Raw genomic sequence first — 23,687 nt, forward strand, 5'->3', positions numbered from 1 at the left:
CCATTTGTTTAATTATTTTGTGAATTGTCTGTTTTTGATGTGTAAATTTCTTTTTATTGAATCAGAATATTAATTTTCATTGATTTTTTTAAATTAAAATTATATGGAGGAGAAATTCTTTTCCATATACTAATAAGGATGAGTATTTTTCAATCATAAGTTAATATTGTTCATCTAATATCCTTAAAACGAGGCTAAAGGTATTTTTTTGAAAAAAAACTTGACTTTTATGCTGGGATTTGTAAAAATTGTACGATTTTTGTAACGAAAATTGTATTGTAGATGCAGCAATGCATTTATAATTTTTTCATCATTTGTGTTTTTGCCCTCTTATTCATCGTAAGAGGGTTTTTTATTTTATAGGATTTTGCTAAGCCACTTTTATAATTTAACTTTGTCAATAATCTAAAAAAAGTAAAAAATATGTCAACTTACGTGGTTGTAGGTCTCCAATATGGAGATGAAGGAAAGGGAAAAATCACAGATGTTTTATCCGCAAAATCTGACTATGTTGTCCGTTTCCAGGGCGGCGATAATGCGGGTCACACAGTCTATGTGGGCGATGAAAAATTCGTGTTGCACCTTTTGCCATCCGGTGTTTTGCAGTGCAAAGGAAAGTGCATCATTGCAAACGGTGTTGTGGTAAATCCAAAAGCGTTCATCAAAGAAATTGAACAGATTGAAAGCAAAGGTATGAAGACAGATCACGTTTTCATCAGCAGAAGAGCACACGTCATTATGCCTTACCACATTTTGCTGGATACCTACAGAGAAGAGGAACAAGGTGGAACGCAGATTGGAACCACGAAAAAAGGAATCGGACCTTGCTACGAAGACAAGATTGCCAGAATTGGAATCCGAATGATTGATCTTCTGAACCCAGAAATCCTGCGTGAGAAAATCGAGAAAAACTTAAAAACCAAAAACTCGCTTTTCGAAAAATACTTTGAGAAGCCAACTTTGGATGTGGAGGAGATCTATCAGGAATTCATTGCTTTGGGCGAGAGATTGAAAGATAGAATTGTTGACACAGAATTGGAAATCAACGAAGCCATCAAAGACGGAAAAAATATCCTTTTTGAAGGTGCGCAAGCATTGATGTTGGATATCGATTTCGGAACTTATCCTTATGTGACTTCCTCTTCACCATCTACTGGCGGTGTTTGTACGGGCGCAGGCGTGCCACCAACAGCTTTGCAAAACTTGATTGGTGTGGCAAAAGCGTATACCACCAGAGTCGGGAACGGACCTTTCCCAACGGAATTGGACAATGAATTAGGCGAAAACATCAGACAAATCGGAGCCGAGTTTGGCGCTACAACCGGAAGACCTAGAAGAACAGGCTGGTTGGATTTGGTTTCTTTGAAACACGCTTGTATGATTAATGGAATCAATAATTTAGTCATCACAAAATTAGACGTTCTGACAGGAATTCATCCTTTGAAAATCGCTACTAAATATAAAACAGAAGACGGGAAAATCATCGATTATTTCACATCTTCCACTACCAAATTGTACGATTACGAGCCTCAATACGAAGAGTTAGAAGGTTGGGATGAAGATATCACCAACGCAAGAACTTACGACGAACTTCCGGCAAATGCAAAAAAATATATCGAATTTATTGAAGAGCATTTAGGCATTAATGTTTATTTGGTTTCAGTGGGGCCAGAGCGTTCGCAAAACATCATTAGAAAAGAACTTTTCTAGATTTTAAAAATATATTTTACAAAGCTTTCTCATCTCGGGAAAGCTTTTTTGTTTTAACAAACATTAACATCGATTTTATTTTTTGGAATAATAATTGAAAAGACTAACTCAAGTAATTCACTTTTTGTGAAAAAAAATTACAGTTATGAAATCGCCGTGATTTGTAAATGTTAATACCAATAACATAAAGCGATTGCATAAGACTTTAATAAAAAAATATCTACTTATGAAAAAGTTATTTTTAACAGGATTCGCAGCAACATTGATTTTGACATCTTGTAACAAAGATGAAAAAATCCAGGCTGCTTCTCTTGAACAGCAAAAATTAGATTATCAAGCCAGACAAATTGATATAGAAAAACAAAAACTGGCGATTGAAAAGGAGAAAATAAATTTCGAAAGACAAAAAGATAGTCTCAATAAAGTGACGGAAGAAAAAGAAGCAGAACGAAAAGCGGAAGCCAACCGAGTGGCAAGAAAATCTTCAACTAAAAGAAGTTCTTCTTCATCTTCATCGGGCTCCAGTTCAAATAATAACAATGTAGCTTCCAATTCTGGTGCATCTAGTTCTACAGGAACCACTGCCAACAAGAAAAAAGGCTGGAGTGGCGCAGCTAAGGGAACTGTAATTGGAACCGTTGGTGGAGCGGCGGCAGGTGCAATTATTTCTAAGAAAAACCCTGGTTTGGGCGCTGTAATTGGTGGTGTAGCTGGTGGTGCGACTGGATACACAATTGGTAGAGCAGAGGATAGAAAATCTGGAAGAGTTCAGAAGTAATTTTCTTCATATATACATTAACAACGAAAGATTGCTTATTTTTATAGGCAATCTTTTTTTATGTTCACGATTCTACTGTCCATTTTTTGTTTTCTGATTATCATTTTTGGTAACGGATTTTTATGGGCTAAGCTTTTGAAAATCAATGATGATAGTTTTGTTCTGACTTCTTTTTTAGGAATTGTTGGTATGACTATTTTGCAAACTTTGATTGCTTTTTTTTATCCATTGGATTCTGGGGTAGAAATTTTCTTTATCCTTTTAGGAATTCTAGGTTTTGCGATTTGTCTGAGAAAGAAAAATTATTCTTATTTTAATTTTAGGAAAAATCTGAATTTTTGGTTTTACTTCTTTGCTATTCTAATTCTTTTTCTGGCTTCGTTTTCACCAATTTTATACGATCATTTCAGTTATTACATTTCTACGATTTCGTATCTCAAACAATTTGGTTTTGTCAAAGGCATTTCAAGTCTCGATTTGCTCTTGGGACAAAGTTCATTTTGGCATATTTTCCAAGCTGGATTTTCTCATTTTGTTGACCCTTTTTTGAAAATTAATTCCTATTTATCCGTACTTTTTCTAATTTACATTTACGAGCGGAAACAATATTTTTTATTGATTTTTCTTCCCATTTTTTTACTATTTGTCCAGCAAGCAAGTCCGGATTTACCGATTTTGATTATCACATTGGTAGTCATTAATGAGTTGATTAACAGGCGAAATAATCCAATCATTCTATACTTGGCAATGTTGGCGTTCTGCATCAAACCCATTGTATTTTGGCTGCCACTTTTTGTGATTTTACAAAATATTTTTGATAAGAATATTAGTTTTAAAACCATTATTCCAGTTTCTATTTTAGGGATTCTATTGCTGATGAAAAACCTTTGGCTGTTTGGATTTCCAATTTTTCCGGTTTCAATTTTAGATTTTAATTTAGCTTGGAAACCAAGTCAGGAGATGCTCACTTATTCTTCACAAATTGGTTTGATGAAAACTTATGATATGAAATATTCCTATCAGCAAGTCATAGATTTTAGCTTTTGGGAAAGCATTTATCGCTGGTTTACGATAGGCTTCAAATCTGTATTCAATCTTGGAATTCTGATTTGCTTAATGATAATATCTTATTTTTCATTTCGAAAAAAAGATGGGATTTATAAAATATTATTGATTTGTATTTTAATTAAATTTGTTTTAATATTTTTATTTTCAGCACAATCCAGATTTTTTATAGATGTTTACTTGATTGCGATTTTTCTTGTTTTTAAAAATATTTCTGAAGAAAAAGCTGTTTTTGCCACTGCGTTTTTATCAGTTTTAATTTCCGTTCTTTTTACATTTCCAGGCTTTCTGCACAATTTTAATATCGGAAAGCGATTGTCAGGTTTTGCTTGGGTTCAAATTTATAAACCGGTAGAAAATAATTTGATTAATATCAATTCCGAATATAAAATTGGAAATTTAAACTTCTATGTTCCACAAAATCCATTTGAGAAGCAACATTTTCCTTGGATTAATAGTTATGATTTGAAACTTTATGATTATTACGGTATTTTTCCACAACAAATTGGAAATGAATACAAAGACGGATTTTACCAAAGAAAATTAACTCCCAAAGAGAAAATTCAATTGAAAAAAATCATTGCCAAAACCGAAAAGTACAAACCATAATTCCTTTATTTTTTCTTTATCTTTGATTAATGATAGACGTCAAGAATTATCATTTATCAAACATCATTCATCAATTACTTACAAACAATGCCCGATTTTTTACATCCAGACAAAGACAATTATTCCGACGACGATTTGATTCAGGAAGAAAAGATTCGTCCGCAGAGTTTCCAGGATTTTGCTGGGCAGAGGAAAACTTTGGACAATTTGGAAGTTTTTGTTGCAGCGGCTAAAAATCGTGGTGGTGCGTTGGATCACGTTCTATTGCACGGTCCACCGGGTTTGGGCAAGACAACTTTGTCTCACATCATTGCCAACGAATTAGGCGTTAATTGCAAAATTACCTCAGGTCCTGTTCTGGATAAACCCGGAAGTTTAGCTGGACTTTTGACCAATCTTGAAGAGAATGACGTTCTTTTTATTGATGAAATCCATCGTCTTTCACCAATTGTTGAGGAATATCTGTACTCAGCGATGGAAGATTACAAAATTGACATAATGCTGGAAACCGGTCCCAATGCACGTTCTGTGCAAATCGGATTGAATCCTTTTACTTTGGTAGGCGCAACGACACGTTCCGGAATGTTGACCAAGCCGATGCTCGCAAGATTCGGAATTCAAAGCCGATTAGAATATTATACGATTGAACTTCTCGGAATGATAATCGAAAGAAGTGCGAGAGTTCTCGGGGTAAAGATTTACGAAGATGCCGCGCTGGAAATTGCCAGAAGAAGCCGTGGAACACCCAGAATTGCAAATGCATTATTGCGTAGAGTTCGAGATTTTGCCGAAATCAAAGGAAACGGCGAAATCGAAATCGGAATCACCAAGTTTGCATTGAATTCCCTTAATGTTGACGAATTCGGTTTAGATGATATGGATAATAAAATTATGCGTGTCATGATTGAAAACTTCCGCGGGAAACCAGTGGGAATTTCTGCTTTGGCAACTTCCATTGGTGAAAATCCGGAAACTTTAGAAGAAGTTTACGAACCGTTTTTGATTCAGGAAGGTTTTATCATTAGAACGCCGAGAGGAAGAGAAGTGACGGATAAAGCTTACAAGCATTTAGGGATTTCTAGACCAAAAAATTTGGGAGAATTATTTTAAGCTATTTGTTAAAATTACCATCAATTGATAAGTTTTCTTTCGAAAATCAATCTTATAAAAACAAAAATATATATCAGTCGATAAATGTTTATTTAATTGATTGTCAAAGGTTTGATAGCAAACTAACTGATGTTGTTATCTAAAATTCCGAATTCTGAATATCTATATTTTTTAATCTGCATTTTCTTCAGCTAACTTGCTGTCAGATTAAAAATATAAATGTTATGAAAAAAAAATTATTCTTATTAGCAGGTTTTGGTTTTGCACTCACTGCATTTGCTCAGACAACTTATTCCACAACTAGAAACGGAAATTGGGATAGCCCCGAACATTGGGTTGGAGGTGTTGTTCCACCGAATACAATCAATGCTAAAGATGTCGTCAATATCAATCACATAACGGGACTAATTTCTAAAAATCTGATTAATAATGGAACTATCAATATCAATGCATACGTTCCTTTTGAAGGCGGTACCAAAATTGTAAATAATGGCAAGATTATTTTGCTAAGCCAAAATGCAAAGCTTAATAGTAATGACAAGGGCAGTTCGATAACTAATAATTACGCAATCGACAACAATGGATACATTACGCACATCAGCGATTTTGTGAATAATGGCTACATCTTTAATCAGGGGAGTATTTTTAATTTCCAAAAATTATTCTATGATGGCGTTACGATGCAATGTAGTGATTGGGGTAGATTGGTGAATAATAATGTATTGTGTAACAACAATGGAAACGTAGTGAGTAACGACTGCGGAAGTACAACTACAGGCAATCCTTCCATCTCAAATTGCGAAACTCTTAAAGCAACAATAATGAATGCAACTCTCGCCGTTGGAGAAACTGCAAAATCTGACGGAATCAAAATGTATCCAAATCCCACAACAGGTATTTTCAATATTGGGTTTGAAAATAATGATCTGAGCAATTCAAAAGTTCAAATTTTTGATATGACAGGGAAATCTGTAATCTCAAAGAATACTCAGAAAAGTGATAATACTTTGATAGTAGATATTTCAAGCGTGCCAAAAGGAAACTATGTTTTGAAAATAAGAACCACAAACGGTAAAGAGATAACCAGAAAAATGATGAAAAAATAATATTAGACCGAGGAGCGGAGATGGATAACATTTCCGCTTTTTTTGGCGATTTAAAAATCCTGGACTTTGGTAATTCTACCGAAGTTTTGTATTTTAGCCAAAAGCGAATTTTCAATATTTGCTAATTAAAAGAATTTTAAAATCTCGTTATGAAGCTATATCCAATCCAGTGTGGAAAATTTAAATTAGATGGAGGTGCAATGTTTGGCGTGGTTCCAAAAACACTTTGGGAAAAAACCAATCCAGCCGATGAAAGAAATCTGATTGAACTTGGAACACGTTCTCTTCTCGTGGAAGATGGCAAGAAATTAATATTGATAGATTGTGGACTTGGCGACAAACAAGATGAGAAATTCTTCGGACATTATTCACTTTGGGGCGATGATTCTTTGGATAAGAATTTGAAAAAATTCGGTTTTGTAAGAGATGATATTACAGATGTTTTCTTGACGCATCTTCACTTCGATCATTGCGGTGGCGCAGTAGAATGGAATGATGATAGATCCGGTTACAGACCCGCATTCAAAAATGCACATTTTTGGACGAATGAAAATCATTGGCAATGGGCAACGGAGCCAAACCCGAGAGAGAAAGCAAGTTTCCTGAAAGAAAATATTCTGCCAATGCACGAAAGTGGGCAACTCAACTTTTTACCTCTGCCAACAACTGGAAATTACGGATTTGCTCCAGATTTGAAAATGGATGTCATTTTTGTAGATGGACACACGGAAAAACAAATGTTGCCAGTTCTGCAATATCAGGAAAAGACCATTGTATTCGCAGCGGATCTAATTCCGACTGCAGGTCATATTCCGCAGGTTTATGTGATGGGATATGATACGCGACCGATGTTGACGATGGAAGAAAAAGGAAAGTTTTTGAAACAATGCGTGGATAATGATTATCTTTTGTTTTTCGAACACGATGCACACAACGAATTGGCGAGTCTGAAGATGACGGAAAGAGGCGTAAAGCTGGATCAGACTTTTAGTTTTAATGAAGTTTTTGGATATTAAATTATGGAAATACAAGATATAAATCAAAATCAGGAGGACATTCCTCCTCCCAGGATCATTGGGTTGACAGGCGGCATTGGCTCAGGAAAAACTTCCGTTGCAAAATTGCTGGAAAAGAAAGGTTTTCCAGTTTACTATTCGGATGACGAGGCAAAAAATATCGTCAACAAAGATTCTGAGTTGAAAGAAAAAATCATAGCACTTCTAGGTGAAGAAGCTTACCAAGATGGGAAATACAACAGAAAGTTTGTTGCGAAGAAAGTCTTCATCGATTCTGAGGTTTTGAATGAACTCAATCATTTGATTCACCCAGCGGTGAGATTGGATTTTGAAAAATGGGTACGTTCACAAACTTCGGAATTCATCTTTAAGGAAACGGCTCTTCTATTTGAACTGAATCTGCATGAGCAATGTTACAAATCTCTCTTGGTAACGGCAGATGACAACCTAAGAATCAAAAGAACAATGGATCGCGACAGTAAAACCTACCGAGAAATTGAAGCGATAATGTACAAACAAATGCCGGAAAAGGATAAGATTAAACTAGCGGATTATGTCATCTACAACAATTCGGATTTGGAAAATCTACAAGCCGAAACCAATGCTTTCCTTACAAAATTGAATTAGTTCTAATCATTATATAAAAAAACAAAATCCCCGAAATTAATTTCGGGGATTTTTTTATTGAGTTAAAATCTTAATCTTAATTCTTGATGAATTTAGTTTGAGATTTTTCACCGTTAGATTCCAAAGATAAGATGTAAACACCTTTTGCTAGTTTAGAAACATTCACTTTTCCGTCAGTTGTTCCTTGGTTTACCAATTGTCCACCTACAGAGTAGATTTCGAATTTAGTTTTAGAAGAAACATTAGAAACATTAATGACATCTGTTGCAGGATTTGGATAGATACTGATGTTGTTTTTCTTCACATCAGAAACAGCCAATTCCCCAATGTTCAATGTGTAATCTTCAACTTGTCCGTATCCAGAGTTGCCACAAGGTGTAGCGTTAGGAGAAAACTGTGTACCACTGTCGTGCAAACGAACTCTCATTGTTGTTTGTCCCGCTGGAGCTGTTAGAGGAATTGCGATACTTCCTGTCCAAGGAGACATCTTCTTACCAGTAATTAAAACCTGCTCTCCAGCATCTTCGAAATCGCCATCTTTGTTATAATCAATCCAAACGATAACTTGATCTGATGAATAAGTAGTTCCTGTGTGTGAAGCTGAGAAGTTATAGCTTTGTCCAGGTGTCACATTTCCAACTGTAGCCGTGAAATCTTCGTAGCCCGTTGTAGCTGTTGAGTTTTTATTAATATTTGCAAAAGTTACATTAGAAATTCTTTCCAGTGTACCGTTGTTGGATCCAGCTGCGCAATATTCAACACCTTTTGTAGTGAAGTTGATGTCTGCATTTGCACCAGGATTTCCGCCACATACCGCTACAACACTTACATTGTAAGCTGTAGAAAGTGTAAGTCCAGATATGGTGTAAGTATTGGTTTGAAGATTGTTTACCTCTGTCCAAGTTGCATCAGACGATTTTTTATATTTCAAATTATAAGTTGCGTTTGCAAATGGCTCCCAATCAATTTTTGCTCCTGTTTGAGTAATGCTGTTTGCTACTAATCCTGTAGGGGCAGTGCCGTTGCAAGTTGGCATTTTAGAAGCAGTTACTTTGCCTACCGCATAGAAAACATTATCAATAGCAGAAACTCGTACTGTAACCTGAGCATTGTCAGCGACATTAGAGAAATCTAAAACTTCATTTCCATCATTAGCTGTAGAAGCTGCTAAAACATTCCAGGTTGCACCATTATCAGACGTGTAATCTATTTTGACGTTGGATACATTGTAAGGCGCAGCACTAGTTCCTGCTACATCCCACATAAATTCTCCAGGAATATTGTTATAAACTTTAGTAGAAGTCACTTTGAAAGGACCGTCATTTCCTACAGTGATCTTTTGATTTCCAAACTGAGTTTGTTGTTTTGTAGGATCTGCATTATTATCTCTTACTGTTACTCGGAAATTCATAGTTCTTGCAACATTGGAAACAGCTTCCCAGTTTGATGCGCTAGATAGCGTTCCGTTTAGAACACTGCTCAATCTTGGAAAATATCTTGAAGGATCTGTCGTACCTAGCAATGATCTGAATTTTGGTCCAGTTGTATTGTTTCCTGTAACAGAAGTAAGTGAACTGCTAGCAACATCGTATTGCTCCCAAGTATAAGTCATTGGATCATTCTCAGCATCCGTTGCAGCTGCTGTCAATACAAAAGCAGTTCCTTTTGGAATGGTTTTGTCTGGCATTACTGCAAGTACAGGAGGATTGTTTGTCGTAATAGGCGTATTGGTACCACAACTTTGAGAATTAAGATAGTTGTTAGCTTGCAAGATACTTACCGCATGAAAGTAAGCGTCTGAATGTTGTTGTACATTGGAGCTGGTAATTCCCGCATATCCCATAATTGTAGATCCGGAACCAGGCTCTAATGCTGCAACATTGGAATGAATAGTAAACGTAAATGAATGCTCCGCACCTACTTGATGACCTAATTCGTGCGCCACATAGTCGATATCAAAATTATCTCCAAATGGTTTGTTGTCTTCAGCTGGAGACGTAATTCCTGCTCCTTTTGATGTGTCATCATTGTTGTTACTAGGATTTCTGCAGACATTTCCAATATCACCTGCACTACCTCCGCCGCCTCTGTGACCAAAGAAGTGACCAACATCGTACGCATCATTACCTATCGTACTGGTTAATGTTCTTTGAACTTCAAGATTCCAAGAGTTTGGTGCACTTCCATTAGCTCCAACACTTGTATAAGGATCTGTAGCGGGATCTGTAAAAATAAGCTGAGGTAAGTCAAGAACATTTAAATGAATAGCAAAGTCTTTTTCGAAAACACCATTCACTCTCGTCATTGTTGCATTTATCTGAGTAAAGGCTCCAGCCACACTTCCAAAAATCTGTGTGTATTCTGCGTTCACAGAGATTGCTAAACGATAAGTTCTATATTTTTTATCACTGGCTTTGTTAAAATTTGTAACGTCGTGAGTAAAATCTGTAGAATTAGCTAGGTTACTAAGTTGCTCTTTGCTTAGAGGAGTTTCTGTTGTTTTACAAACAAAAGCTTTTCCTTCATTTCCTTTTTGAGTCTTAGGGAAAACGCCATAAACTGATTTCTCTGTATTCTGAGGCTCAATAAATTCGTATTGTCCATTGCGGAACAACATAGATTGGAAATCATTCGGAGCAATACTGAATCTAACATAAGACGTTGGATTATCTATCCCAACTCCTGCATAAGATCCTAATTGGTAACGATCTGCCAAAGATTTTTCTAAAACCGGCAAACTGTAAACCGCAAATTTTTCAATTTTCCCGTCCAAAGTTGGCATGCTGATGATTACGGGTTTGCTTCCTTTACCAGTTTCCGGGGCATTCGCCAATTGCGCTCTGATGGCATTGATGTCTAATGAATAATAATTGGTAACCTTAGTATCACGCAATTTTTCTCCTTTCATAGAAGCAGGACTCCATTGTGCTATTGCAACAGTCGTCATTCCCAATGAAAGTAGAGTAGTAAATATCTTCTTCATATATTTAAAATAATTTTTATTCAAATATAAAAGTTTTTAATTACATGATAATAAAAAATGCATTAGATTTCTAATGCATTTTTTAATTTATTGGATAAATTATTATAAATAATCTATAATTACTTTTTCGTAATCATACTGTATAAAAATAAGAGCAGTACAGAACCTCCAATTGCCACAAGGAAACTAGAAAAGTTGAAGCCACTTACATCTACGCCAAAAAGCATTGAACCTAGCCAGCCACCTAACATAGCTCCCAAGATTCCGATGATAATTGTTACGACCCAACCTCCAGGATCTTTGCCAGGATGAATTGCTTTTGCGATAGCTCCGGCAATAAGACCGAAAATAATCCAAGTTAAAATACCCATAGTTTAAAATTTTTAATGTTAATAGTTAATTTTGTTTATCTCTTTCTAAAGAATGAGTTTACAAATTCCATACCATTAAAAATTTGAAGATCCTGCATTTTTTCGCCAACGCCAATATATTTCACAGGAATTTGGAATTGGTCAGATATACCAATCACAACGCCGCCCTTCGCTGTTCCGTCTAACTTGGTAACTGCCAGTGCAGTAACTTCTGTCGCAGCGGTGAATTGTTTTGCTTGTTCAAAAGCGTTTTGTCCTGTAGAACCATCTAAAACCAATAAAACCTCGTGAGGTGCATCGGGCAAAACTTTTTGCATCACTCGTTTTATTTTCGAAAGTTCGTTCATCAAATTCACTTTGTTGTGAAGTCTTCCCGCCGTATCTATGATTACCACGTCGGCATCCTGAGCAACCGCAGACTGCACGGTATCAAATGCCACAGACGCAGGATCAGATCCCATTTCTTGTTTCACAATCGGAACACCAACTCTCTCGCTCCATATCACCAATTGATCTACAGCTGCCGCACGAAAAGTGTCTGCTGCGCCAAGAACAACTTTCAATCCTTGAGATTTGAATTGATTTGCCAATTTTCCAATCGTTGTGGTTTTTCCAACACCGTTTACACCTACAACCATTATCACATAAGGTTTTTTGCTTGTATCGATGTTGTCTGTGTCGAGATGTGGATTGTCCAATAGAAGCGCGGAGATCTCCTCACGCAGGATATTGTCCAATTCGCTGACGTTGACGTATTTATCTCTTGCAACGCGGTCTTCGATTCTTTTGATGATTTTGATGGTGGTTTCTGCTCCAACATCAGAAGCGATGAGAACTTCTTCTAGGTCATCCAAAACTTCGTCGTCCACTGTGTTTTTTCCGACAACGGCTCTGGATATTTTATCAAAAAAACCTTGGCTGGATTTTTCCAAACCTTTGTCAAGCGTTTCTTTATCTTCTTTTTTGAATATTTTTTTAAACCAACTCATTTGATATATAAATGATTAATGATAATCTGTAAATGATTTTATCGGAAACAAATATAACAAAAAAACTACCCTTAAAAAGAGTAGTTTTCTATATTGTATTCGGGTGAGGGATTATTTTTTCAAAAATCCTTCAACTTCGTCAGCGTTCATTACTTTTTCTTCAAAAACGTAAGCATCTGATTTAGAAGACTTCACCATTTTGATTACTTTCGTCATTTTTTTTGAACCAGCTCCACCTTGAAGTGTTGCTACTACTTTTTTTGCCATTGTAAAATATTTTTATAGATTACTTAATTTCTTTGTGAACAGTATATTTCTTAAGAACTGGATTGAATTTTTTAAGCTCCAATCTCTCTGTAGTGTTCTTTTTATTTTTTGTAGTAATGTATCTTGACATTCCTGCTACACCGCTTTCTTTATGCTCAGTACATTCTAGAATTACCTGAACTCTGTTACCTTTTTTAGCCATTACTTAGTAGTGTTTTTAATAAATCCATTTCTAGCAGCTCTTTCAAGCGCCTCCTCGATACCAATCTTGTTGATAATTCTCAATCCGTGAGCAGAAACCTTAAGGGTTACTGATTTATCTTGCTCAGGAAGAAAAAATTTCTTCTCTAGCAAGTTAATTTCAAAACGTCTTTTCGTTTTGTTATTAGCGTGAGAAACATTGTTTCCTACCATTGCACGCTTACCTGTTATTTGGCAAATTCTTGACATATCTCGATGTTCTTTTGACTAATGAATATTTGAGAGTGCAAAATAAAGGATTATTTTCCGGATAGGCAAATTATTTTAAAAATAATTCATAAAAAAACGAACGGGAAATATTTGATAATTAATATCTCACGTTCGTTCCTTACATATATAGAATAATTTAGTTTTCAATGAAGAATTTGACATTTTCCAACGGATTTCCCGGCATTGCAATCTTTCCTTTGATGAGGATTGGGCATTGTATCAATTCAGGATTGAGGGCGATTACTTCCAAGGCCTGCTCATCATTCACAGATTCTGATTCCGAAAAATATTTTTTGAAAAGCTCTGTAGAATGTCTCAGGATTCTGCTTGGATTTTTGTTGAGTTTTTTGAAAAGCGTTCTCAGTTCAAAAAGGCTCAGTGGGTCTTTTCTAATATCAATGATTTGAAACTTGATATCATTCTCATCCAGATATTCCAAAATGGCCTTGGACTTTGGACAGCTGTTGTTGTGAATTACTTTTATCATGATACTGAGGCTTTTATTAAACTTTTTGATGGTAATAATTTTACAGATTTGTCAAATTACTCACCAAAATAATTTAAAACAAACCGTTCAGTTCTGCATCTATTCTTTCCAGAATGTAACCAAAATCTTCTGGTTTTTCTACAAAATCCAAATTGTCCACATCTATTACAAGAAGCTTGCCTTCTTTGTAATTTTCTATCCAGTTTTGATATTTGTTGTTCAATTTTGTAAGATAATCGATGCTGATTCCTGCTTCATATTCCCGTCCTCTTTTTGAAATTTGACGTACCAAAGTTGGCACATCTGCTCGGAGATAAATTAGCAAATCTGGTGCCGAAACAAAGTCTTTCATCAATCTAAAAACTGATAAATAATTGTTAAAATCTCGCTCGGAAAGAAGATTCATCTCGGCTAGATTTTCTGCAAAAATGTGCGCATCTTCGTAGATTGTTCTGTCCTGAATGACGTTTTTCCCACTCTCACGGATTTCCTTCACCTGGCGGAATCTACTTCCTAAGAAATAAATCTGCAGTGCAAAACTCCATTTGGACATATCGCCATAGAAATCATCCAAATAAGGATTGTGATCCACGTCTTCAAACTGAGCTTCCCAATTATAATGTTTTGACAACATTGTAGTTAAGGTTGTTTTTCCGGCTCCGATATTTCCTGTGACAGCGATGTGCATTTTTAATTATAATTGATAGGTGATAATTGATGAATGATAATATTAATAATACGATATTGCAAAATCAGGTATGACTGATCGATTATCATTTATTTGGTGTAAAGATAAAGTTTGTCTTTTATGAGTGCCAAAAATCCAGTGTTATTTTTATCCACAATTTTTGCGCTTTCATTTTCGAAGATTTTAGAGAGATCTTTGCCATCAAATTTGTCGATGGTTTGGCTTCCAAAGATCCAAATGTCATTGTTGATTCTTCGAAGTTTTTTTGCATTGGAAATAGGTGCGGAATAGAGTAGAGTTGACTTTGTGCTGTAAACCTCGAAGGTGTTTTCGCGCAGAATATAGACTCTATTATTATATACAAGAAAATCTTTGAGCGAAGTCAGATTAATATTAAAAGGAAAAGAACTGATTTTAGAAGTGCTTCGGAAGTTGTATTGGATCAATGTTTTGTTGCTCTCATCTATCATCCACGCAAACTGAAGATCCTCAGCATAAACAGCTTTTATAAATCCAAAATGAGAACTGAGATTGATTTTTTGGATTTCATTCATATTTTGATCTATGAATTTGATTTCCTGAGCGTTTTCCGAAAACATGACTATATTCAACGGATTGTTCACGCTTTGGATTTTGTAGGGAAAAGTCAACATCAATTTCCCAAGCTGATTGCCGACAGAATCGTACTTTGTAAAACTGAGATCTTTGTTTTTATATAAATATAGATTTCCATAATCGTCTCCCAGCAATTCTTTGGCATCTTTCAACTGCAAAGAATCTACATCAATTTTCTTTTGAGAAAAAATATTTAAATAACCAAAAAGTAATATTAATGAGAGAAGTTTCAATCCGGATTTTTATTTTGCTCCCTTGAGAGTGATGATGACATCTTTTGTAAAAGCTTTGTTTTGATTGTAAACAGCATCGCAAATAGACGTTGTCACATTATAGCTTCCTTTATCTACCAAAATATAGTTTTGACCATTGGCTGGAACGGTGAGATTGTAGAATTTTTTCCCACTTATTTTAATTATAAGATTACATTTGGATTTGTTCACAAACTGTACAATTGCTTCTTTTTTATTTGGGTTGTTGCTGAAAAGGCTGGTTAATACAGCTGCTGTATTTTTCGCTTGCTCAGATGGTTCGCCTTTTGCGGCAGTAGTCCCCACGGTGGATGTTTTTTCAATTTTGTTCTCCGTCATTGTGGTGACAGTTGGTTTTGCGATTTGCGAACTTCCACCATATTTTAGGGAGAGCGCTTTTTTCTTCAATTCAGAAACTGCAGGATGTGTGGGATTGTTGCGGATGAATTTTTCGACCACAGCTCTGTCTGTAGTGGATTTTGCTTCGAAAACGCTTTGCGAAAATATGGAAATGGAAACTAGGATAAATGAAAGTAAAAATATCTTCTTCATTATAAATTAAATATCTGTTATCGAATAAGAACGTAAAAATAAATTAATTCTTGTAAAATCATGAGAAATTATGTGATAAATAATTAATAATTCTATACAACTCAAATTACAAAAGGCTTTGCGGAATTTTTGATAAATTAAGAATATGAAGTTGTTTTATTTTTTTATAAAAATCACTATATTTGCACGCTGAAAAACATGAAGGCGGAAAATCAATATTAAAATTAAAAAATAATCAATATTATGTCTTATACACCAGTAGCTGCAGATGTGGCAAAACTAAGAAACACCACAGGTGCAGGAATGATGGACTGCAAAAAAGCTTTAGTAGAAGCTGAAGGAGATTTCGAAAAAGCAATCGACATCCTTAGAAAAAAAGGACAAAAAGTGGCTGCAAACAGAGCAGACAGAGATTCTTCTGAAGGTGCAGTGATCGCAAGAGTAAACGAGGACAACACACTAGGTGTGGTAATCTCTTTGAACTGCGAGACTGATTTCGTTGCGAAAAACGAAGCGTTCATCGAGTTGGCTTACGAGATTGCTGAAATGGCAATTTTTGCCGCTACGAAAGAAGAATTGTTGGCTACAGATTTCCACGGATTGACTGTTGCTGAGAAATTGATCGAGCAAACTGGCGTTATCGGTGAGAAAATTGAAATCGGAGCTTTCGAAAGAATCGAAGGTCCTTTCTTGGGAGCTTACATCCACGCTGGAAACAAAATCGCTTCTATCACTTCCCTTTCTGCAAAAGTAGATGGTGCGGATGAAGCTGCAAAATCCGTTTCTATGCAAGTTGCTGCGATGAACCCAATCGCTCTAGATGAGACTGCTGTTTCTCAAGAGACTATCGATAAAGAATTGGAAATCGAAAGACACAAATTGACAGAAGAAGGAAAACCTGCAAACATCATCGATAATATCTTGAAAGGAAAAATGCAGAGATTCTACAAAGACAACACTTTGGTACACCAAGATTTCATCAAGGATTCTAGCGTATCTGTTGCTGACTATGTAAAGTCTGTAAACGGAGATCTAAAAGTTACAGGATTTGTAAGAGTTGCTCTTGCTTAATCTTAAGACTTAAAAATAAATTAAATCCTGCTATATTTTATAGCAGGATTTTTTGTTAACATAATATGGAGTAAATTTGCAGTCCATATTATTTAAATGAACTATTCCAAATTTTTCCAATTTCTTCTGTGCTGTCTTAGTTTGATTTTTATGAATCTGGCTAAAGCGCAATATATTTCCGTTGACAAAAGTTTGACGGCTCAGCAATTGGTAGAAAAATTCATTGGTGCTCAAAATTCCAGTTGTATCACAATCTCAAATGTTTCTGTTAAAGGTGCTGATTTCGGACGGACAGATTTAAGCTATGGTTATTTTTACAAAAACGGAAGTACATTTGATATAGATGAAGGGATTATACTTTCTACCGGAAAAGTTTCATTAGCTCCCGGACCCAATGACAATCTTCAAAGTGAGTTTGATTCGAATTGGGGTGGAGATCCGGATTTGATAAATGCCCTCGCACTTGCTGGTTTGCCAACAGATAATATACTAAATGCGACTTATCTTGAATTTGATTTTCAATCTTTGCAAAGTGACCAGATTAGTTTTGATTATATGTTCCTGTCCGAAGAGTACAGGCTGAGTAATTGCCGATATTCTGATGCGTTTGCATTCTTGATTAAAAAAGGGGATAATAGCGAACCGTATAGGAATATTGCACTTGTACCAGGAACCAATATTCCAGTAACTTCATTGTCGATAAATGGTGCAGACAACTGTGAAAAAAACTTGGATTATTTTGGTGGTTTTAATGGGACTCAATCGCCGACCAATTTCAATGGACAAACCAAAATTCTAAGAGCTATTACAACAGTAGAAATAGGTGTCAAATACCATATCAAATTAGTGATTGCGGATCACGGTGATGCAAGAGGATTGTACGATTCTGCGGTATTTCTAAAGGCAGGAAGTTTCACAGGAAATATAGATCTCGGTTCCGATTTAACCTTGGAGAATGCAGATCCACTTTGTGCAGGCAGTTTTCACGATATTACAACAGTTTCTGGAGCAAGTTCTTACAGGTGGTTTAGAAATGGAACGCCCATTCCCGGCACAGATGATATTGATACCTACAGAGCAACTCAGGAAGGCGATTATCGAGTAGATATTGTTCTCAGTAGCGGATGCAAATTGGAAGGCAACTTAAGAATAGAAGATGCGCCCGTGGCACAAATTGCTACAACTCCAATTATGATTTGTGACGATGATTTTGATGGAAAGTTTTCTGCTAAATTGTCTGATTTTGATAGTCAACTTATTAGAGATTACGATCCTGCGGTTTTTACCCGTTCTTATTCTCTCACGCCTAGTGGAGCATCCATCAACCCAGATTCGGACTTTGTTTTTACCGGCAGTCCTCAGACTTTGTATTTGAGAGTGGGTGCGTTTTCCTGTAATCCGGATCCTTATCCAATTCAGTTTTATTTTGGGACACAACTGTCTTTCAATACCGTTCAGGAGATTGATATTTGTGATAGTGATATTAGTGGGAATCAGACTTTTGATTTAGCAGATTATATTTCATTGATTACAAATGAAACCGGCGTTACGCCAACCTACTTTTCCACAGAAGCTCAAGCAAAAGTAGGTGGTAGTTCTACAGTTTCAAGTTCTCCAACCATTGGTGCGGACAGGTCGATTTTCATTCGAATAGAAAAAGATAAATTTTGTCCAAACTATAAAGAAGTCAAATTCAAATTCAAACAACCAAAAAAATCCACCTTATTGCCCGATGATCCAATCATTATTTGTAAAGGAAAAACAATTGAGTTGGATGCCGGAACGGGTTATGATCCAAGTACCAACATGTCTTTTTCTACTTATCAATGGTATAAAGTGACTGAACCATTAATAATCCTTAGTAGAAATCGTAAATCAGGAAATCTTTCTCCGGGTGATTATATTGTAGAATTGGGCTATAATGGATGTGTTTACAAACAATCTGTAAAAATTTCAGAAGCAGAGGAGCCAATGATTGATAATGTTTTGATAGAAGGAACTACCATTACTGTTTTGGTCTCTGGTGGAACTTTGCCTTATCAGTTTGCTTTGGATAATGGTGCTTATCAAAATTCAAATATTTTCACTAATGTTGAGTTGGGAACCCATACGATTTACGTTCAGGGAGCAGATGGATGTGCTGTGATTTCGAAAGATTTTACATTGATCAATTCTCAAAATGTCATTACGCCCAATAATGATGGCGTGAATGATGTCATCAATTATTCTTCCCTTTTGCAAAAATTGGAGCCCAAGTTTGAAATCTACGACCGTTTTGGTGTTCAGGTTTTCAAAGGTGACGTCAATAACCAATTCATCTGGAACGGAACTTCCAATGGCAGACCTTTGCCAACGTCATCCTATTGGTACATCTTGGAATGGAACGAAACGGGAAATTCGAAAAGAACGCAACTCTCTGGCTGGATATTGCTGAAAAACCGAAATTAAAACACCAAAAGGCAATAAAATCCTTTTTTCTACATTTGTAATATATTGAACAGGCTATTACAATGAAGAAAATTTTACTATTCCTTTTACTATCTATCTTTTCCAATAATATTTTTGCCCAGCTGGATACAGAGCATTGGTTTGCTCCGATGTTTGATGGACAGAGCAATTCTAGTCCATATCAGTATTTATACTTGTCGACTGACGAAACCACTCCTTTTACTGTAAATGTTTATAACAATAATACGGTTGTTTATAAAGCTACAATAAGCAAAGGTTCTCCACAAAGCATTAATGTAACCAACAGAAATTATATTATAACTAAGAATGAAGCAGATTTGCATCAAGTTGGGACAAAAGGGTTTTACTTAAAAGGTGATTATCCATTCTTTGCGAGTTTGCGCTTTGGAATGCAAAACCATGCTGAAATCATCACTTCCAAAGGAGATGATGGGCTTGGAATGGAATTTTATACAGCAACTGTTCCTAATTCATTAAAGAATGGGAGTGGTTTTTCTGATTTGCCTACTTTAGGATTTGGTGCTAGTTTTTTAGCAACTCAGGATAATACAAAAGTTACAGTCGGGAATTTTAAAAAGCCCTTAAGCTTTACGGGATTTGGAACTGCAACAAGTTTTACATTTACCTTAAACAAAGGACAATCCTATATCATAGATGGACGTTCTGATAGTGAAGACAATCAAGACGGATTTATTGGAGCTACGGTAACTGCAGACAAACCTATATCAATGTCAAACGGAAGTTTTAATGGTCAGTTTTCAACCATTGCTACCAGCGGGAGCGGATCAGATATTTATATGGATCAGTCGGTTCCTGTGAATAAATTAGGAGATGAGTTTGTCATTGTTAAAGGATACGGGTATTTGGGAACTCCACTTATGAATAATGGTAACAAAATGGAAGGCGCAATAATTATTGCGACTAAAAATAATACCCAAATTTATCTGAATGATTCAACTACTCCAATTGCTACTTTAGCCAGTGCAGGAGACTATTATTCTGTATCGGAAACCAATTATATCGATCGAGGGAATTCTCATTACAACTTGCATATTAAAACTACTGAAAATGTTTATGTGTATCAAATGATGGGAGGGGTAGAGTCGTCATCAGAAGGTAATCCTCTTGCAACTGGAGGAATGAATTATATACCTCCATTGAATTGTTACTTGCCTAGAAAAATAGAGGAGATTGGTAGTATAAATATGATAGGAAATCAATCTTTTACAACCAAATTAAATATTATTACAGAAAAAGGTGCTAACGTAACGGTAAATGGGGTTGTTCCCAATCCACAATATGGACCCTATGATACTTCTGGAATCTCGGCAAATCAAAAATGGGTAACTTATTCCATCCCCAATCAAACAGGTAACATAACTGTTGTGTCTGATAAAGCAGTAACTGCAGGATTGTCTGGGGGGAATATGTCAGCTGGTTACGGCGGTTACTTTGCTGGTTTTTCTGTTATTCCAGCAATTCCGCAAATGGAAGGATGTTTGCCAGGAGGTGTTGTTTTAAAATTATCAGAAGGTTTTAATAGTTACAAATGGATGTTCAGAGACAAAGATGGAAATGTCTCGGTTGTGAAAGATGTTGCAGGGAGTGTTCCAGGTGCTAATATCATTAATCCTACAGAAATTGGCTATTATTGGGCGGTTGTACAACAGGGTTCTTGTGATCCTGTCACAACTCCAGAAATGAAAGTGCTGGTCTGTTTTGGTCATACAGCTGTTACTTACAATATCTGTGATCAGTTGCCGCCAACTCCGGTCAAGTTCAGCCTGGGAAATCAAGGTATAAAATCTATTGAGCCTGTTACGGATCCAGCGAATTCTACAAATCCGTCAAAAGGACAGTTGGTAATTGACAACGCTGCAAAAACAATCAGTTATATTCCAAATCCGGGAGCAACAGGAACAGATTCTTTTTGGTACAAAATTACCGGGGATGATCCAACGACTCCAGATACAGAAGAAGTGCGTGTGACGATCAATCTGAAAAATATTATCGCCAATGACACCATTATAAAAGGTTGTAAAATTGATAATGTAAAAGGTGTGTTTGATCTCAGCAAAGTAAATATCGAAGCAACTTTGACCAAGGTGTTCTATAAAGATCCAACCAATGCAGATGCCGATACGGGGGTTAATACAATTCCTGTGGCTGATTTGCCAAATTATCAATCAGCAGAAGGATTTGTCTATCTCAGATTGGATAATGGAACTTGTAAGAAAACGGTGAAAATAGAACTAAAATTCTATCCAAAAGCTGAAACTTTAAAAACAATTTACGAAGGATGTAATCTGGATTTCAAAGGTGTTAAAATCAATGATTTCGATTTAGTGAAAGCAGATTTGCTAAGGGATCATGCATTCTTTACAAATGTTGATTTTTATCTTGGCAGTCTCAAGCTGAGTAATGGCTGGACTTATTCCACGGACACAGTCGTTCGTATGGAGGTCATTTCACCAGATGGCTGTGCAACCGAAAATTTTAATATCACATTCAAAGTTGGAGCAAAATTACCATTGATTACAAACAATGCAAGCGACAAATTCTGTGATCCAGAGTTGAATGACTCCCACACGATTGATCTTAATAATTTTAAACATCTTTTCTTAAATCCTGCTGATATATCAATTCAGCCTAAATTTTATAATTCGTTATTAGAAGCTCAGGAAGATCGAAATGCTTTGGGGAGTGGAAATGTAGATTTAGTGGGATTAGGATCTAAGACTTTTTATTATCGTTTCGAAGATGGCGTGAGTTGCCCAAATGTGAGTACATTAACTTTAAATTACGACAAAGGTTTTGCTTCTACTGAGTTGCCAGCATCGCCAAAGATTATTTGCGAAGGTTCTACAATTTCTATTGATGCCGGAGACAAGCATACTGCGTTTGAATGGTTTGATGAAAGTGACTTGACCAAGGTTTTTCCTAAAACAAGAAAGCAAATATTAGGCGCCGGAAAATACCATGTAATTCTTACCTCGCCAAACGGTTGCGAATACAAACAAAATTTTGAAATCTTAGAGTCACCAAAAGCTCAATTAGACGTTGCAAAATTCAATGCAACCATTTGTGATGATAATCTGGATGGAAAAGTTGAGGTGAAATTCTCCACAGATGTTACACCTTTGATTTTGCTCAATCCACACGCAGATTTAAAAGTTGAATATTACTTAGGGTCTACATTATTGAGCGACAATTTCTTCTACAGTAATACTACACGAGTGAATGTAAAAGTCGTTTCCAAATATTGTGCTGATGTGACAGGTTTCATCGATTTCAAAATTGGTAACCAAGTGACGCTCTTGGCAGATAAAGCTTCTGATGAAGTTTGTGATGACGATCTGGATGGGAAATTTACCGTCAAAAATCTGGATCAGTACAAATCATTATTTACAAATGATGCTTCTGCAACGGTTAAATTTTTTGTTGCTAAAGCCGACGCCCAGAATCCATTAGCAACCAATAATGTCAATGAGTTTGAAGTTACGAATCAGAAATTATTCTACGTTCGGATTTCAAATGCTACAGATTGTCCAACTCTCGCAGAGTTGACCATCAAAATAAAACTTCCTAAAAAATCCGATTCGTTGACAGATAAAACCATCTGCCCAGATGCGACTACAGATTTGGATGCAGATCCAAGCGGTGCTCTAGGTTCTGATTTTACTTACGAATGGTTTAACGAAGAAAATCCAACATCAAGCATTGGTCAAGGTCATTACATTGATGATTTGAAAGTTGGAAAATATTTTGTCATTATCACCGCTCCAAACGCTTGTCCATACAAGCAAAATGTAGAAATAAAAGCCGCCGAATTACCAACCATAGAAGGCATTGAGATCAATGGAAGCACCGTGAAAATTACTGCAAAAGGCGGGAAATCGCCTTACCAATATGCAATTTCTACCAATGGAATTATTTCAAATTATCAGGAATCCAGCACATTTACCAACGTGTTACCGGGACTTCATAAGGTTTATGTGATTTCTGCGGACAATTGTAAACCGGTAGAAAAAGAGTTCTCTGTAATAGAAATTTATAATTTATTGACGCCAAATGGTGATGGACAGAATGATGTGCTTGATATGTCGCTCTTGAAATATAAAGTGAATGTCAAATTCCAAATCGTGGACAGAATGGGCAAAAAGCTGTTCGAAGGAAACACCAACAACAATTATATTTGGGATGGAAAAGAAGGCGGAAAAACGCTTCCAACCTCCAGCTATTGGTACATTATGGAATGGCAGGATTTTGAAAACTCACCGCCGGTAAAATACTCAGGTTGGATTCTCCTCAAAAATAGAAATTCCAATTAATCATATCAATTTTAACATTAATTTTCTAAAAGAGATTATAATTAAAATTGCTTAACAGAAAGCCGATAAAGTTTAATATAATTTTAACCTTATCGGCTTTTTTTTCTGATGATATTATATT

At 35.9% G+C, this 23,687-nt stretch carries 20 protein-coding genes; 10 read left to right on the forward strand and 10 right to left on the reverse strand.

Going from position 1 to position 23,687, the window contains the following annotated elements; translation table 11 throughout:
- Positions 1-423: 423 nt before the first annotated feature.
- The 7 genes from B0I22_RS00210 to coaE all read left to right on the forward strand — a co-directional run bounded on the left by B0I22_RS00210 (position 424) and on the right by coaE (position 8,021).
- Positions 424-1,710 carry an adenylosuccinate synthase gene (locus tag B0I22_RS00210; RefSeq protein WP_133942606.1) on the forward strand — a complete coding sequence of 429 codons (1,287 nt, stop codon included), beginning with the start codon at positions 424-426 and terminating at the stop codon, positions 1,708-1,710.
- A gap of 226 nt (positions 1,711-1,936) precedes the next feature.
- Positions 1,937-2,488 (forward strand): YMGG-like glycine zipper-containing protein, encoded by a 552-nt coding sequence (locus tag B0I22_RS00215; RefSeq protein ID WP_133942607.1) that lies wholly within the window; start codon positions 1,937-1,939, stop codon positions 2,486-2,488.
- Positions 2,489-2,548: 60 nt separating this feature from the next.
- Positions 2,549-4,162, forward strand: a complete 1,614-nt coding sequence (locus tag B0I22_RS00220) for an LIC_10190 family membrane protein (RefSeq protein WP_133942608.1) — start codon at positions 2,549-2,551, stop codon at positions 4,160-4,162.
- A gap of 87 nt (positions 4,163-4,249) precedes the next feature.
- Positions 4,250-5,272: a Holliday junction branch migration DNA helicase RuvB gene (ruvB, locus tag B0I22_RS00225; RefSeq protein WP_133942609.1), complete on the forward strand. Its 1,023-nt coding sequence runs from the start codon at positions 4,250-4,252 to the stop codon at positions 5,270-5,272.
- A 224-nt stretch (positions 5,273-5,496) separates the two neighbouring features.
- Complete coding sequence (locus tag B0I22_RS00230; RefSeq protein WP_133942610.1) at positions 5,497-6,378, forward strand: T9SS type A sorting domain-containing protein; 882 nt, start codon at positions 5,497-5,499, stop codon at positions 6,376-6,378.
- Positions 6,379-6,527: 149 nt separating this feature from the next.
- Entirely contained in the window at positions 6,528-7,394 is an 867-nt protein-coding gene (locus B0I22_RS00235) for an MBL fold metallo-hydrolase (protein ID WP_133942611.1), read from the forward strand.
- 3 nt (positions 7,395-7,397) lie between these two features.
- Positions 7,398-8,021 carry a dephospho-CoA kinase gene (gene coaE, locus B0I22_RS00240; RefSeq protein WP_133942612.1) on the forward strand — a complete coding sequence of 208 codons (624 nt, stop codon included), beginning with the start codon at positions 7,398-7,400 and terminating at the stop codon, positions 8,019-8,021.
- A gap of 76 nt (positions 8,022-8,097) precedes the next feature.
- Here the strand turns inward: coaE and B0I22_RS00245 are convergent, their stop codons facing one another.
- From B0I22_RS00245 to B0I22_RS00290, 10 genes are all read right to left on the reverse strand, one after another.
- Positions 8,098-11,004 (reverse strand): reprolysin-like metallopeptidase, encoded by a 2,907-nt coding sequence (locus B0I22_RS00245; protein WP_133942613.1) that lies wholly within the window; start codon positions 11,002-11,004, stop codon positions 8,098-8,100.
- Positions 11,005-11,123: 119 nt separating this feature from the next.
- The gene (locus tag B0I22_RS00250; RefSeq protein ID WP_133942614.1) at positions 11,124-11,375 is read right to left on the reverse strand and encodes a GlsB/YeaQ/YmgE family stress response membrane protein; all 252 of its coding nucleotides are present in this window, start codon (positions 11,373-11,375) and stop codon (positions 11,124-11,126) included.
- Positions 11,376-11,410: 35 nt separating this feature from the next.
- Positions 11,411-12,364 (reverse strand): signal recognition particle-docking protein FtsY, encoded by a 954-nt coding sequence (gene ftsY / locus B0I22_RS00255; protein ID WP_133942615.1) that lies wholly within the window; start codon positions 12,362-12,364, stop codon positions 11,411-11,413.
- Positions 12,365-12,475: 111 nt separating this feature from the next.
- The gene (locus B0I22_RS00260; protein ID WP_074232947.1) at positions 12,476-12,631 is read right to left on the reverse strand and encodes a DUF4295 family protein; all 156 of its coding nucleotides are present in this window, start codon (positions 12,629-12,631) and stop codon (positions 12,476-12,478) included.
- A gap of 19 nt (positions 12,632-12,650) precedes the next feature.
- Positions 12,651-12,833 (reverse strand): 50S ribosomal protein L33, encoded by a 183-nt coding sequence (gene rpmG / locus B0I22_RS00265; protein WP_027384735.1) that lies wholly within the window; start codon positions 12,831-12,833, stop codon positions 12,651-12,653.
- Entirely contained in the window at positions 12,833-13,081 is a 249-nt protein-coding gene (gene rpmB / locus B0I22_RS00270; RefSeq protein WP_028123136.1) for a 50S ribosomal protein L28, read from the reverse strand. The genes rpmG and rpmB overlap by 1 nt, the downstream gene beginning before the upstream one ends.
- Before the next feature lie 157 nt (positions 13,082-13,238).
- Entirely contained in the window at positions 13,239-13,589 is a 351-nt protein-coding gene (locus B0I22_RS00275; protein WP_133942616.1) for an arsenate reductase family protein, read from the reverse strand.
- Positions 13,590-13,662: 73 nt separating this feature from the next.
- Positions 13,663-14,277: a deoxynucleoside kinase gene (locus B0I22_RS00280; protein ID WP_133942617.1), complete on the reverse strand. Its 615-nt coding sequence runs from the start codon at positions 14,275-14,277 to the stop codon at positions 13,663-13,665.
- A gap of 89 nt (positions 14,278-14,366) precedes the next feature.
- On the reverse strand, positions 14,367-15,125 hold the full coding sequence (locus B0I22_RS00285; RefSeq protein ID WP_133942618.1) for a hypothetical protein: 759 nt from the start codon (positions 15,123-15,125) through the stop codon (positions 14,367-14,369).
- A gap of 9 nt (positions 15,126-15,134) precedes the next feature.
- Positions 15,135-15,695, reverse strand: a complete 561-nt coding sequence (locus B0I22_RS00290) for a DUF6759 domain-containing protein (protein WP_133942619.1) — start codon at positions 15,693-15,695, stop codon at positions 15,135-15,137.
- 243 nt (positions 15,696-15,938) lie between these two features.
- Here B0I22_RS00290 and tsf point away from each other — a divergent pair, with 243 nt between their 5' ends.
- The 3 genes from tsf (at position 15,939) to B0I22_RS00305 (ending at position 23,566) form a co-directional block, all read left to right on the forward strand.
- A complete protein-coding gene (tsf, locus tag B0I22_RS00295) occupies positions 15,939-16,766 on the forward strand; it encodes a translation elongation factor Ts (protein WP_133942620.1) in 828 nt (275 codons plus the stop codon).
- Positions 16,767-16,862: 96 nt separating this feature from the next.
- Positions 16,863-19,214, forward strand: a complete 2,352-nt coding sequence (locus B0I22_RS00300) for a choice-of-anchor L domain-containing protein (RefSeq protein ID WP_133942621.1) — start codon at positions 16,863-16,865, stop codon at positions 19,212-19,214.
- A gap of 62 nt (positions 19,215-19,276) precedes the next feature.
- Positions 19,277-23,566, forward strand: coding sequence for a T9SS type B sorting domain-containing protein (locus B0I22_RS00305; RefSeq protein ID WP_133942622.1), 4,290 nt, complete (start codon positions 19,277-19,279; stop codon positions 23,564-23,566).
- Positions 23,567-23,687: the final 121 nt, after the last annotated feature.

The organism is Epilithonimonas xixisoli, assembly GCF_004365655.1.
GTDB classification, from domain to species: domain Bacteria; phylum Bacteroidota; class Bacteroidia; order Flavobacteriales; family Weeksellaceae; genus Epilithonimonas; species Epilithonimonas xixisoli.